At 63.2% G+C, this 12,857-nt stretch carries 16 protein-coding genes; 11 read left to right on the top strand and 5 right to left on the bottom strand.

Annotated features, from left to right (window positions below; translation table 11 throughout):
- Window positions 1–7 precede the first annotated feature (7 nt).
- Together U1E20_RS16210 and U1E20_RS16205 are read left to right on the top strand one after the other, a co-directional pair.
- Window positions 8–559 (top strand): phospholipase D-like domain-containing protein, encoded by a 552-nt coding sequence (locus tag U1E20_RS16210; RefSeq protein ID WP_409981665.1) that lies wholly within the window; start codon window positions 8–10, stop codon window positions 557–559.
- The gene (locus U1E20_RS16205) at window positions 556–1,545 is read left to right on the top strand and encodes an NAD(P)H-dependent glycerol-3-phosphate dehydrogenase (protein WP_409981664.1); all 990 of its coding nucleotides are present in this window, start codon (window positions 556–558) and stop codon (window positions 1,543–1,545) included. The genes U1E20_RS16210 and U1E20_RS16205 overlap by 4 nt, the downstream gene beginning before the upstream one ends.
- Window positions 1,546–1,571: 26 nt before the next feature.
- On the opposite strand, the gene U1E20_RS16200 is transcribed toward U1E20_RS16205, so the two are convergent.
- The 3 genes from U1E20_RS16200 to U1E20_RS16190 form a co-directional block, all read right to left on the bottom strand.
- Window positions 1,572–3,446: a CHASE3 domain-containing protein gene (locus U1E20_RS16200; protein WP_409981663.1), complete on the bottom strand. Its 1,875-nt coding sequence runs from the start codon at window positions 3,444–3,446 to the stop codon at window positions 1,572–1,574.
- A 61-nt stretch (window positions 3,447–3,507) separates the two neighbouring features.
- A complete protein-coding gene (gene ilvD, locus U1E20_RS16195; protein WP_409981693.1) occupies window positions 3,508–5,340 on the bottom strand; it encodes a dihydroxy-acid dehydratase in 1,833 nt (610 codons plus the stop codon).
- A gap of 189 nt (window positions 5,341–5,529) precedes the next feature.
- Window positions 5,530–5,787 carry an acyl carrier protein gene (locus U1E20_RS16190; RefSeq protein ID WP_409981662.1) on the bottom strand — a complete coding sequence of 86 codons (258 nt, stop codon included), beginning with the start codon at window positions 5,785–5,787 and terminating at the stop codon, window positions 5,530–5,532.
- Window positions 5,788–6,025: 238 nt separating this feature from the next.
- On the opposite strand from U1E20_RS16190, the gene U1E20_RS16185 reads away from it, so the two are divergent.
- From U1E20_RS16185 to U1E20_RS16160, 6 genes are all read left to right on the top strand, one after another.
- Window positions 6,026–6,781, top strand: coding sequence for a tetratricopeptide repeat protein (locus U1E20_RS16185; RefSeq protein ID WP_409981661.1), 756 nt, complete (start codon window positions 6,026–6,028; stop codon window positions 6,779–6,781).
- Between the two features lie 18 nt (window positions 6,782–6,799).
- Window positions 6,800–7,408: a malonic semialdehyde reductase gene (locus U1E20_RS16180; RefSeq protein ID WP_409981660.1), complete on the top strand. Its 609-nt coding sequence runs from the start codon at window positions 6,800–6,802 to the stop codon at window positions 7,406–7,408.
- A gap of 11 nt (window positions 7,409–7,419) precedes the next feature.
- Window positions 7,420–7,809 carry a DoxX family protein gene (locus U1E20_RS16175; RefSeq protein WP_409981659.1) on the top strand — a complete coding sequence of 130 codons (390 nt, stop codon included), beginning with the start codon at window positions 7,420–7,422 and terminating at the stop codon, window positions 7,807–7,809.
- 90 nt (window positions 7,810–7,899) lie between these two features.
- A complete protein-coding gene (pgsA, locus tag U1E20_RS16170) occupies window positions 7,900–8,508 on the top strand; it encodes a CDP-diacylglycerol--glycerol-3-phosphate 3-phosphatidyltransferase (protein ID WP_409981658.1) in 609 nt (202 codons plus the stop codon).
- Entirely contained in the window at window positions 8,505–8,756 is a 252-nt protein-coding gene (moaD, locus tag U1E20_RS16165) for a molybdopterin converting factor subunit 1 (RefSeq protein ID WP_409981657.1), read from the top strand. The genes pgsA and moaD overlap by 4 nt, the downstream gene beginning before the upstream one ends.
- A 1-nt stretch (window position 8,757) precedes the next feature.
- A complete protein-coding gene (locus U1E20_RS16160; RefSeq protein WP_409981656.1) occupies window positions 8,758–9,225 on the top strand; it encodes a molybdenum cofactor biosynthesis protein MoaE in 468 nt (155 codons plus the stop codon).
- Here the strand turns inward: U1E20_RS16160 and U1E20_RS16155 are convergent.
- Window positions 9,222–9,800 carry a Yip1 family protein gene (locus tag U1E20_RS16155; protein WP_409981655.1) on the bottom strand — a complete coding sequence of 193 codons (579 nt, stop codon included), beginning with the start codon at window positions 9,798–9,800 and terminating at the stop codon, window positions 9,222–9,224. The two genes, U1E20_RS16160 and U1E20_RS16155, sit on opposite strands and share 4 nt — an antisense overlap.
- Before the next feature lie 137 nt (window positions 9,801–9,937).
- Between U1E20_RS16155 and U1E20_RS16150 the strand changes: the two genes are divergently transcribed.
- The gene (locus tag U1E20_RS16150) at window positions 9,938–10,921 is read left to right on the top strand and encodes a YbhN family protein (protein ID WP_409981654.1); all 984 of its coding nucleotides are present in this window, start codon (window positions 9,938–9,940) and stop codon (window positions 10,919–10,921) included.
- Window positions 10,922–10,973: 52 nt separating this feature from the next.
- Here U1E20_RS16150 and U1E20_RS16145 read toward each other — a convergent pair whose 3' ends face one another.
- The gene (locus tag U1E20_RS16145; protein WP_014889772.1) at window positions 10,974–11,249 is read right to left on the bottom strand and encodes a DUF1153 domain-containing protein; all 276 of its coding nucleotides are present in this window, start codon (window positions 11,247–11,249) and stop codon (window positions 10,974–10,976) included.
- A gap of 364 nt (window positions 11,250–11,613) precedes the next feature.
- Here U1E20_RS16145 and mobA point away from each other — a divergent pair, with 364 nt between their 5' ends.
- Both mobA and U1E20_RS16135 read left to right on the top strand, forming a co-directional pair.
- Window positions 11,614–12,225, top strand: coding sequence for a molybdenum cofactor guanylyltransferase MobA (mobA, locus tag U1E20_RS16140; protein WP_409981653.1), 612 nt, complete (start codon window positions 11,614–11,616; stop codon window positions 12,223–12,225).
- A 41-nt stretch (window positions 12,226–12,266) separates the two neighbouring features.
- Window positions 12,267–12,836, top strand: coding sequence for a hypothetical protein (locus U1E20_RS16135; RefSeq protein WP_409981652.1), 570 nt, complete (start codon window positions 12,267–12,269; stop codon window positions 12,834–12,836).
- Window positions 12,837–12,857: the final 21 nt, after the last annotated feature.

The following is a 12,857-nucleotide window of genomic DNA, read 5'->3' as shown; positions in this document are numbered from 1 at the left end:
CCGCGCGATGCGATTTCTTTTCCTGGCGGCGCTGGCGGCGATGACGCTCGCGCCGACGCCGCAACCCGCCGGCCTACTCGCCGAAGAGCCGACCTTCGCCGGCGTGCGCGTGCTTTACGGACCCGGCGAGGGCTTCGGCTCGGTCGACGCGCGTCTGATCGGCGAGGCCCGCCGCACGATCGACATGGCGGCCTATGTCTTGACCGACCGCTCTTTGCTGACGGCGCTCGGCCGCGCCGCCATGCGCGGCGTCAAGGTGCGCATCTATCTCGACGGCGAGGAGATGGGCCGCGGCGCTTCGGCGATCGAGGAGATCGCCGACACGCCCAATATCGACATCCGCCGCAAGGGCCGCTCGCGCGATCTGATGCATCTTAAGTCCTATCAGGTGGACGGGCGCGTCTTGCGCAGCGGCTCGGCGAATTTCTCGATCTCCGGCGAAGTCTATCAGGACAATGACCTTATCGTGATCGACAGTCCGCAAATGGCGGCGCGATTTCGCGACGCCTTCGAGAGGCTGTGGTCGCGTCCGGACAACCAGCGGATTGGCTTCAGATGACGCGGGCGCCGGTCGCAGTGCTCGGCGCGGGCGCATGGGGCGTCGCGCTCGCCAATGTCGCCGCCCAAGGCCGCGCGCGCGTGCCGCTATGGGCGCATGATCACCGGACGGCGGAAGCGCTGGCGCGCGATCGCGAGAACAAGCTTCGGCTGCCGGGCCTGAAGCTCGCCGGCGCCGTCGCGCCGACGGCCGACATGTCGATTTTGCGCGACGCGGAAATCATTCTCGCGGTCACGCCCGCTCAAGCGATGCGCATGACGGCGCGCGCCGCGCGGCCTTATCTGCGCGAGGGCGCCGCCTTTGTGATTTGTGCCAAGGGCATCGAACGCGAGGGCCGCAAATTCTTGAGCGAAGTGGCGCGCGAGGAACTGCCCCAGGCCGGCGTCGCCGTGCTCTCTGGACCGAGCTTCGCCGCGGACGTTTGCCGAGGTCTGCCGACTGCGGTCACGCTCGCGGCGCATGACGAGCAGCTGGCGCGACGCCTTTGCGAAGAGCTTTCGACGAAGACCTTTCGACTTTATCGCTCGACCGACGTTCGCGGCGTCGAAATCGGCGGCTCGGCGAAAAATGTTCTCGCCATCGCCGCCGGCATGAGCCACGGCCGCGGACTCGGCGCGAGCGCGCAGGCGGCTCTCATTGCGCGAGGATTCGCCGAGCTGATGCGACTCGGGCGCGCGCTCGGCGCGCGACAGGAGACGCTGATGGGACTGTCCGGACTGGGCGACCTCGTCCTCACCTGCGGTTCGGCGCAGTCACGCAATTTCGCGCTCGGCGAAGCGCTGGGGCGGGGGGAGTCGCTGGAAGACGCCGCGCATGGCAAGCTTGCGGAGGGCGCCTTCACGGCGCGCGTGCTGGTTGAAATGGCGCAAACCCACGACGTCGAACTGCCAATCTCCGAGGCGGTCGACGCCATTCTTGCGGAGCGCCTGAGCGTCGACGGCGCCATTGAAGCGCTCCTGATGCGTCCGCTCAAAGCCGAAGACTGAGCGCGCCGCGCGGGCGGTTGAACTTCCTACTTCGAATCCAGAATCTCGCGGATTTTCACCGCGAGCTGCTCCAAGGTGAACGGCTTGGTGAGCAGATTCACGCCCGCGTCGAGAACGCCGTTGTGCACAATAGCGTTGCGTGTATAGCCGGTAACGAAAAGAACGCGGAGATTATGTCGTCGAAACACCGCTTCGCGCGCCAGATGCGCGCCATCCATGTCCGGCATGATAACGTCGGTCAGCATTAAGGCGATGTCGGCGCGCTGGCGGATGATGTCGATCGCCGCGCGGCCGTTCTCCGCCTCCAAAACGGAATATCCCAATTCTTGCACGCCTTGCGCGGTCACGTGACGCGCCATCTCATCGTCCTCGACGATGAGCACCACTTCTTCCGGCTTCCCAAGCGGCAGATCGATCGGCTTTGACGGCGACGCCAATGCGACGGCGGGCGTTTCGACGCGATTGAAGCGCGGAAGATAGAGCTTGACGCAGGTTCCGCGCCCCGGTTCGGAATAGATTTTGACGTGGCCGCCCGATTGTTTGACAAAGCCATGGACCTGCGAGAGGCCCAGTCCCGTGCCCTTGCCCACAGGCTTGGTGGTGAAGAACGGATCGAAGGCCTGGTCCACGACCTCCGGCCGCATGCCCTGTCCGGTGTCAGTGACGGCGATCATGACATATTGGCCGGGCTTCACGTCCGTGTTTTCGACGGCGTAGCCGTCGTCGAGGTATGAATTGGCCGTTTCGATCGTCAGCTTGCCGCCGTCGGGCATCGCGTCGCGCGCATTGACGGCGAGATTGACGACGGCGCTTTCCAGTTCGTGCTGATCGATTTTCGTCGTCCAGAGTCCGCCGGCAAGCACGGTTTCGAGTTCAATCTTATCGCCGATCGCGCGGCGCAACATGTCGGACATGATGGAAACAAACCGATTGGGGTCGAGCGGTCGCGGCGATAAGGGCTGACGGCGCGAAAACGCCAGGAGCCTGCGCACCATCGCAGCCGCGCGATCGGCGCCGTCCATCGCCGAATCGATCAATTGCGCATAACCGCCGTCAGCTTCGGCAAGCTTTCGCTTCAGCAGATGGAGACTTGCGACGATGATGCCCAGCATATTGTTGAAGTCATGCGCGATGCCGCCGGTCAGTTGGCCGATGGCCTCGAGCTTATAGGCCTGCCGCAACTGCGATTCGAGCGCTTCGCGGCGCGTCGTTTCCGAGATCAGCTGGTCATAGGCGGACTTTAGAGAATCGCGCGACGTCTGCAGCGCCTGCATCTGCTTTTGCGCGTTAAGCAGCGAAAATGCGCCAAGCGCCAGAATGACGCCGCCCAACGCCCAAATGGCCGCGTCGAACTGGCCGCCGGCGGCGTGCAAGTCGCGCTCGTGCGAATCGAGCAACGCTTCCTCAGTTTCGTTCATCGTCTGGATGACGACGCGCAGCCGCTCCATCAGCGCCTTGCCGCGCTCTGACTTTGTGAGCTGAACCGCCTTGTCGACCTTCCCTGCGCGCACATCGGCGATCCCCTCATTGATGAGCACGAGCCTTTCGGCAAGCAGCGGCCGCAGTTCGGCGATCGCGTCGAGTTGCTTTGGATTTTCTCTCGTGCGCTCGGAAAGTTTGTCGAGAACGTCGCCTAAATTGCGCTCCGCTTCGCGGCATGCGTCGAGATAGCGTTCGTCTTGAGTGATGATGAAACCGCGCTGACCGCTCTCGGCCGCCTGCAGCATTCCGTAAAGCTGATAAAGATCGCGTTGCACCTGAATCGTATGGCGCAACCATAGGCCTGCCGCGCGGCGCCGGAATTCGGCATGCACGGCGATATAGCTGGCAAGCGCCAGCACGGCGAATCCCAAAGCGACGCCAAATAGTCCGGAAGCGACAAATTTGCGTGACGGAGACATGTTGTTGCGGCGACGAGATGAACGCGCGTCACTCTACGACACGCGCCAACTTTGCGATAGGTCAAGGAATCTGTCGTACCGCGCCCTTCGCCGCGCTCGTCGTCATCGACGCATAGGCGCGCAGCGCGGTGGTAATTTTTCGCGGTCGAGGCTTAGCTGGCGCAAAGCCCTTGGCCGCCTGTTCAGCGCGCCGCGCCGCCAGCTCATCATCGCTCACCGCCAATTTGATCGTGCGCGACGGAATGTCGATTTCAATACGGTCGCCTTCTCTCACCAGAGCGATTGCGCCGCCTTCCGCCGCCTCGGGCGACACATGGCCGATGGAGAGCCCCGCCGTGCCGCCGGAAAATCGTCCGTCGGTCACCAGCGCACAAGCCTTGCCGAGACCCTTCGACTTCAAATAGCTCGTCGGATACAGCATCTCCTGCATGCCCGGCCCGCCGCGCGGGCCTTCGTAACGGATGACGACGACGTCGCCGGCCTTTACGTGGCCCGTAAGAATGCCGGACACCGCGGCGTCCTGGCTTTCATAGACCTTGGCGGGGCCGGCGAATTTCAGGATCGAATCATCGACGCCGGCGGTTTTCACGATACAGCCATCGAGCGCGAGATTGCCGGTGAGCACCGCGAGACCGCCATCCTTCGAGAAGGCGTGCGCGGCATCGCGGATCGCGCCCTTTTGGCGATCGTCGTCGAGCGCTTTGTAGCGGCGGTCCTGGCTGAAGGCGACTTGCGTCGGCACGCCGCCGGGCGCGGCGCGAAAGAATGTGCGGGCGGTCTCGCTCTGCGTCACCGCGATGTCCCAGCGCGCCACCGCGTCGCTCACCGAAGGGCTGTGCACCGTCGGAAGTTCGCCATGCAGCAGACCGGCGCGCAGCAGTTCGCCGAGGATGGCGATGACGCCGCCGGCGCGATGCACGTCTTCGAGATGCACGTCGGGCGCGGAGGGCGCGACCTTGCACAGAACCGGCACGCGCCGCGACAGCCGGTCGATATCGGCCATGGTGAAATCGACCTCGGCCTCATGCGCCGCCGCGAGAAGATGCAGGACGGTGTTGGTCGAGCCGCCCATCGCGATGTCGAGCGTAATCGCGTTCTCGAAGGCTTCGAATGTCGCGATCGAACGCGGCAGCACGCTTTCGTCGTTCTGCTCATAATAGCGGCGCGCGAGATCGACGATGAGATGGCCGGCTTCGACAAACAGTCGGCGCCGATCGGCATGGGTGGCGAGAATCGATCCGTTGCCGGGCAGCGACAGGCCCAGCGCCTCGGTCAGACAATTCATGCTGTTCGCGGTGAACATGCCCGAGCATGAGCCGCATGTCGGACAGGCGGAGCGCTCGATCGTCGCGACATCCGCCTCGCTGACGGTATCGTCGGCGCCGGCGATGATCGCGTCGACGAGATCGAGCGCATGTTCCTTGCCGGCGAGCACGACCTTGCCGGCCTCCATCGGACCGCCGGAAACGAACACTGTCGGAATGTTGAGACGCAACGCCGCCATCAGCATGCCCGGCGTGATCTTGTCGCAATTCGATATGCAGACCAGCGCGTCGGCGCAATGCGCATTGACCATATATTCGACGCTGTCGGCGATGAGGTCGCGCGAGGGCAGGGAGTAGAGCATCCCGTCATGGCCCATCGCGATTCCGTCATCGATCGCGATGGTGTCAAACTCTTTCGCGACGCCGCCCGCCTTTTCGATCTCGCCGGCGACGAGCTGGCCGAGATCCTTCAGATGGACATGGCCGGGCACGAATTGCGTGAAGGAATTGGCGACCGCGATGATCGGCTTGCCGAAGTCTTCCTCCTTCATGCCCGTCGCGCGCCACAGGCCGCGCGCGCCGGCCATGTTGCGGCCGTGGGTCGTCGTGCGTGAACGATAGGGAGGCATCGAATTCTCGTCGTCGCGAAGGTCCGTCATTCGAACCTTTCCAGAAACGACGACTAGCGCAGCGAGGGAAACGCCGCAACCTTTGGCGGCGCCGAACCGCCGCGACTTTCAAGGCGCTTGGCTTGGTGCCTCGCGGCGGTCGCATACGCGCAGCGAGCGACTCGACCGACGCCTCGCGCTCCGAGTCGTTTAAGCGGCGCGGCGCTCGGTCGCGGACAACAGCCGGTTGACGCAATCGCCAACGGCGTTGATCGAAGCGAAGCTTTGCCGACGCAGCATGGCGACGGGAAATTCTATGTCGAAGGCTTCTTCAAGCGCGAGCATTGTGCGGATGGCGGCGAATGGCGTCAGTCCTGCGCCGTAAAGATCGTCGAAGTCCGACAATTCCGCCACCGGCATATGCAGACGGCCATGCTCTTGCAACAGACGGCGTATGGTATCCATCATCGATTCCAACTCCAGGAGCTCCACGGCTTCAATCGCGGGGCTGCGGCAACGTTGGCGCGATAAGCGCGGGTGGTCGCTAACATTCGTAACTACCGCACAAAGGATTCGTCCGCCTCGCCTGAACGCAGGATGAATTTGCCGGGATTGCGTCGCGTTTTGGCTGACAAAAGGTTAATCAAATACGCCGACGTTCGCTCTGCTGTGGCCGTTTATGTTTAGTCACGCTATGTTAGCCGCGATGCGAGTGCTGTGGCTTCTTCCCCTGACGTTCATCGCCCTCGCGGCGATCTTGCCCATCAGCCTGGCGACGGCCGAGGGTTGGGGACCGCCGTCGATCGAATCGTTTGGACAGGAGGGCGAAAATTTCCTGTTCATTCCCGGCATTGGGCGAATTCCGCTGCCCCCGGGGAGCCGCGCGCTTGGCCCGGGTCGAGGAGGCGACGAATCGGCACCAGAGCGGCGGACGCCCGCCGCGGGACCGCCGCCGCAGCCGAGAAACCCCGAGGAACGGCGCGCGGAAGAGATCGACCGGCTCTATCTGCGGCTGGAACAGGCCGAGGACGAGCGCGAGGCGAAAGGCGTCGCCGCGGCGATCGCCAGCCGCTGGTCGAAATCGGATTCGGACACGGTCGATTTGCTCGCGGCGCGAGCGGCGGCGGCGGACGCCGCCGGCGCGCCCGCGCTCGCGCTGCGGCTCATAGATTATGTCATCGCGCTCTCGCCCGAATGGGCGGAGGGTTTTGCGCTGCGGGCGAAAATGAAGGCGGCGCAAGGCGACGACAGCGGCGCGATCGCCGACTTCGAAACCGCGGCGACGCTCGAGCCGAAACGGTTCGACGCCTTCGCCGCTCTCGGCGCGCTTAAGGAAAAGTCCGGCGACAAGAAGGGCGCGCTCGCCGCCTATCGAAAATCGCTCGCGATCTCGCCTCAGCAGGAATCGCTTCGCAAGATCGAGGAGCGCCTGCATATCGAAGTTGACGGGCGCGACATCTGAAGCTGCGCGGGGAGTGGGATGACGACCGACAAACAGGACGCGGCTCCGATTGCGCCGCAAGCTCTGGAGCGGCTCTTTACCCGCGCGCGGACCCACAATGGCTGGCTCGAGAAGGAGGCGCCCGACAGCCTTCTCGAACGCGCGGTGGATTACGCCAAATGGGGCCCAACGAGCGCCAATTGCTCCCCGATGCGCGTCGTATTCGTGCGCTCGGCCGAGGCGAAGGCCCGGCTCGCGCCAGCTCTATCGGACGCCAATCGCCCCAAGACCTTGGCCGCGCCGGCGACCGCCATCGTCGCCTATGATCTTGATTTTCCAGACTATCTGCCGCGCCTTTATCCGGCGACGGACGCGCGCGCCTGGTTCGTCGGCAATGATGCGTTGATCGAGGAAACGGCCTTTCGCAACGGCTCGCTGCAGGGCGCCTATCTGCTGCTGGCGCTTCGCGCGGTGGGTCTCGACTGCGGACCGATGAGCGGTTTCGACCGGGCCAAGGTCGACGCGGAATTCTTCCAAGGAACCAGAATAAAATCAAATTTCTTGATCAACATCGGCTATGGTGATCCGGCTAAGCTCTATCCTCGCGGCCCGCGGCTCGACTTCGAGGAAATCGCCAGCATTCTCTAGGAGGCCAACCGATGACACTGCGAATTTTTCCGCAACGCTTCAGCCCGCACGCGCAGGGACTGCTGCGCATCGCCGCCGCCCTGCTGTTTCTGCAGCACGGAACGGCCAAGCTCTTCGGCGTTCCACATGTCGCGATGTTTGACGGGCTGCAACTGATTTCGCTGCTGGGCGCGGCAGGCGTGATCGAACTTGTCGGCGGCATATTGATTCTGCTCGGCCTGTTCACCCGGCCTGTCGCCTTCATTCTTTCAGGCCAAATGGCGGTGGCCTATTTTCTGTTCCATGCGGGGAAGGCGTTCTGGCCGATCCTCAACGGCGGAGAACTCGCGGCGCTCTACTGCTTCGTTTTTCTGTTCTTCGCGGCGGCGGGACCTGGCGCCTTCGCGCTCGACGGCGAGTAAGGCCGCGACGGCAACGACTCGCCAATGGATGTGAAGCTCCTGGCGCTCTGTCTATTGACATTGGACGCGGGGGACATATTCCCTTGCGCTATGTCCGAGACGGCTGTCACCGGTAAGCGTCGGTCCCAAGCGCTGGCGCTGCCCAATCTGCTTACCTATGGCCGCGTCGTCGCCGTTCCGGTGGTCGCTGGCCTGCTTCTGGGCTTTACCGAACATTGGGCGCGATGGACGGCGCTGGGGATTTTCAGCGCCGCCGCCGTAACCGATTTTCTCGACGGCTATTTCGCCAGGATCTGGCAGCAGCACTCGCGCCTCGGCCAGATGCTCGATCCGATCGCCGACAAGCTGCTCGTCGCGACGACGCTGATGGCGCTCGTCGCCGACCAGACGCTCGCCGGCTGGACGATCTGGGCGGCGATCATCATTCTTTGCCGCGAAATACTGGTGTCGGGCCTGCGCGAACATCTTGCCGAGCTCAAGGTGCGGCTGCCGGTCTCCGCCATCGCCAAATGGAAAACGACGGCGCAGCTCGTGGCGCTCGGCTTCCTGATCGCCGGCCCGGCGGGCGAAATCGTGCTTCCCGGCACGGTCAAGATCGGCGCGTCGCTCCTCTGGGCGGCGGCGATCCTGACGCTTTACACCGGCTTCGACTATCTGCAGTCGGCTTGGGACCATTTCGGGGAAGACAGGCCGGGATGAAGGCGCTCTATTTCGCTTGGGTGCGCGAACGCATCGGTCTATCGGAAGAAGAAATTGCCCCGCCGGTCGAAGTGGCCACGGTCCGTCAACTGATCGACTGGCTGTCGGCGCGCGGCGAAGGCTATGCGATCGCTTTCGCCAATCCGGCGACAATCCGCGCCGCGGTCGACAAGAGCCATGCGGCGCCGGACGCGCCGATCGGCGCCGCCCGGGAGATCGCCTTCTTCCCGCCGATGACGGGAGGTTGAAATGGCGCCGCGGCCGGCGCCCAATGTGCGCGTTCAGGCTGAGGATTTCGATCCGGGGCGCGAACAGGCGCAGCTGACCTCAGACCGTCGGGACATCGGGGCGCTCGTCAGCTTTATCGGTCTCTGCAGGGACGAGAACGGCGCCCTCGAGTCCCTGGAGCTCGAACATTATCCCGGCATGGCGGAAGCCGAGATCGCGCGGGTCGCCGATCAGGCGCTCGAGCGCTGGCCCTTGCAGGGGCTCACCGTCATTCATCGCTACGGCCGCATCCCGGCCGGCGAACGGATCGTTCTGGTGATCGCCGCGGCGCGCAGCCGCGCCGACGCCTTCGCCGCTGCGGAGTTTCTGATGGATTACCTCAAGACCCGCGCGCCCTTCTGGAAAAAAGAGCGCCGCGCCGACGGCGCGTCCGGCGACTGGGTCGAGGCGAAATCCGAGGATGACAACGCCGCTGAGCGGTGGCGCTAGATCAGCTGCTGCGGCGCGATCAAATGCACGAGCCAACCGTGGAGCGCGACGGTGGCGACGATGAGAAAAAGCGTCGCGAGGGTGAAGACGTCGAGATTTTCCCTTGGCACGCGCATCATCGTCGGCAGGCCGACGGAATAGACGTAGATTCCATAGAAGCCGAGCACGTCCAGCCAGCGAAGGCCGGGAATCAGCCCAAACAGCGACGCGAGCCAGACCGGCGTGAAGGAATAGGCGGTCAGCATCAGCGCGCGGCGATCATCGGTTTTTCCTTCGAAATGCGGCGCGATCGCCGAAATCACGAAGGCGACCAGAAAGAACGCCGGCAGGCTGAAGAGATATTGAACAAAGGCGCGATATAGCCCGCCCGACAAGCTCGGGTGCATGATTTCCTGCGCGCCGTACGAGAAACCGAAAAGCCAGGAGCCGAAGAAGCTCGCGAAGGGCGGGAGGAGCGCCAGTATGGCGATATAATTGCGATAAAGATCGAAGACCGACGTATCTTCCTGCGAAATCTGCGCCCATTCGGACTGCGGCGTCAGAATTAAGCCTTTGATCCGCGTGAGCAATCTCATTCCCGTCTCCATTGATTCGCCGCAAGCGTCATAATAATCGGTGCGGGCTTGCGGGCGCTGGGCGCTCCATGCGAGGGAGAATGCGGCCACTGCGGCCGGTTTGGTGATCGACGGTGCAATCTAACGCGACGGGCCGCATGAGAAAACTGCTGGAATATTTTTGGCCGACTGTCGGCCTCATCGCCGTCGTCGCGTCATTCTTCCTTCTCTATCGCGAATTTAGAGGGGAATCCGTCGGCGTCGAGGTTTGGGCGAATCTGAAGGCGATACCGACCGCACACTATCTTTTCGCCGGCCTGTCGACGCTTGTCGCCTATGCGGCGCTCGCCTGGTACGATCGCATCGCGCTGCTGCATCTGGGCGTCAAACATATCAACTGGCTGTTTATTTCGGTCTGCTCGTTCACGACCTACGCGCTGTCGCACAATATCGGCGCAAGCGTCTTCTCTGGCGCCATGGTGCGCTATCGCGCCTATTCGACGAAGGGGCTGACCGCGACGCAAGTCGCGACGCTGGTGGTCTTGTGTTCCTATACGTTCGGCTTCGGCAATGTGCTTCTCGCCGGGCTTTTGCTCGCCTATGACCCGGCGATCGTGCAACGGCTGTCGGGCTTCCTGCCGGATGTCGTGACAAACCCCAGCACCGCGCTCGTCGTCGGCCTGGCCTGCCTTGCCTTCGTCATTCTCTACATCATCGGGTCGCTGATGCATTTCCGCCCGATCCACCTCTTCGGGCGCTTCGAGATTCTCTACCCGCGGCCGGGCATCATGTTGCGCCAGCTCTTCGCCGCGCCCCTCGAACTCATCGGCGCGGCCGGCATCATTTATTTCGCGCTGCCGGAGCAGGGCAATCCGGGCTATCTCGTCGTGCTCGGCGCCTTTCTCCTGTCCTTCTCGGCGGCCCTGGTGTCACATGCGCCGGGCGGTCTCGGCATATTCGAATTGCTGTTCATCAAGGTGATGCCCGACGTGCCGCGTCTAAAGGTTTTGGCCGCGCTCTTGGTTTGGCGGCTCTTCTATCTCATCATCCCCTTGCTGATCGCGCTCGTCGTCGTGGCGCTGTTCGAGCGCAAGAAGCTCGTCGAGCGCTGGCGCGGGATCGAGGAGCAGCTGCAAAAGTAAAAACGCCGGACATCCCTGACCGGCGTTGAATGATTCGGCGCCGGCGCCGAGGCTACATTCGATATTGCTGGAGACGCGTCGTTCGCAGCCCCGCGAGCCCGTGCTGGTCGATCGACATCTGCCAGCTCAGGAATTCGTCCACCGTCAGCGTGTAGCGACTACAGGCCTCGTCGAGCGAGAGAAGGCCGCCGCGCACCGCCGCCACCACTTCCGCCTTGCGCCGAATGACCCAGCGCTTGGTCGAAGCGGGAGGTAAATCCGCAATGGTCAGCGGGCTGCCATCCGGGCCGATGACATATTTGACACGGGGACGGTGCGTCTCGGTCATTTCACTCACTCGCTACTCAAACAGCCATGTAGTAGCGATCCTTATAGAACCGTCGCTTTAAGAATTGCCTAAACCAATAGCTTCTATAAGCAATGGAAAATAAACCAATTTTTAGGAAAACGCGGCAACCGGGAGACTTGGCGGCCCGCCGATTGACTCGCCGACGCCGCAATCGGCGCCTGATTTCGCCGGGTTTTGCTTGTGTCGAGCCTTTTTTGACGGCGCGTGCAAGTTTAGGAACGCCAATGGCGAGGTTTGATTTTGGCGAAGCTTCAAAACATGTCGTTAACTGTCTCAACCATTCAGGCGAAAAAGTGACGAGCGTGGACGGGGCCGCGCGGCCCCATGCCGATCCGGATCGCGCATGACCTGCATTGGCGTCATCCTCGCCGGCGGATTAGCGCGGCGCATGGGCGGGGGCGACAAGCCGCTCGCCGAAATCGCCGGCCGACCGATCCTTCGACATGTGATCGATCGGTTGACGCCGCAATGCGCGGCGCTGGCGATCAACGCCAATGGCGATCCGGCGCGCTTTTCGGCATTTGGCCTGCCGGTCGTCGCCGACAGCGTCGAGGGCTTCGCCGGGCCGCTCGCCGGCGTTCTTGCGGGGATGGACTTCGCCGCCGCAAGGGGCGCGGCCGATGTGCTCAGCGCGCCGGGCGACACGCCTTTCCTGCCCGCCGATCTCCTCTCGCGGCTCGACGCCTCGAGAACGCATGCCGGCGCGCGCATCGCCGTCGCCGCGTCGAATGCCCGAACCCATCACGCGGTGGCGCTATGGCCGGTCGCGCTGCGCGAGGAGCTGCGGCGCGCGCTTGTCGAGGAAGGCGAACGCAAAGTGTCATCCTTCATCGCGCGCTTCGCCAATGTCGTCGTCGACTGGCGCACCGAGCCTTACGACCCCTTCTTCAACGTCAACAGGCCGGAAGATCTGGCCCGCGCCGGAGCGATAGCCAAGGAGAAATCGCGCGGCTAGATTGTCGCGCGACGACGCCTTGGGGGGGACCGACGCCGGCGATGAGCGCGCAAGCCAAAAAGAGCTTTAAGGAAAAAATCGAAGAGGAAGCCAAGGGCTTCCTTCCGGTCTTCCTCTATGTGTGGTTCCTGCTCGCCGTGCTCGGCGTGCATAAGTCGATTGTCCTGTCTCAGGCGCATATCGTGCAGCACCAAGGCTTCGCCGTCGCCAAGGCGCTCGCATTCGCCAAGGTGCTGTTCGTCGCCAACAAATTCGGCGTCTGGCGCGTCTTCGACAAGATGCCGCTGATCGCGCCCATATTGGCCAAGTCGCTGCTCTTTGGCGTGCTGCTCATCGACATGGACCTGATCGAGCAGGCGCTGCTCGAACATTTTTGGCCGTCCCATGCCGACCATGACGGCGTGAACCTTTACAATTTGCGCATCTTGCTTTCGGTCGGGCTGGTGACCTTCGCCGCGCTCATTCCCTTCTTCGGCTATCGCGAATTCGCCAAGCTGATCGGGGAGAAGGAGTTGCGGAAGGTTCTCTTCCTGCGTCGCGAGACTTTCGTTCCGCAGCGTGACGCCGAGCGCGCCGCGACTCCTGCGCCGGCGGAAACCGTCGAAAGCTAGATCGCCCCGTAAAAACGGAAT

The sequence above is a fragment of the Methylocystis sp. genome (assembly GCF_046349115.1).
Classification (GTDB): domain Bacteria; phylum Pseudomonadota; class Alphaproteobacteria; order Rhizobiales; family Beijerinckiaceae; genus Methylocystis.
The sequence above is the reverse complement of the archived record's forward strand: the minus strand, read 5'-3'. Positions and strand labels throughout refer to the sequence as shown.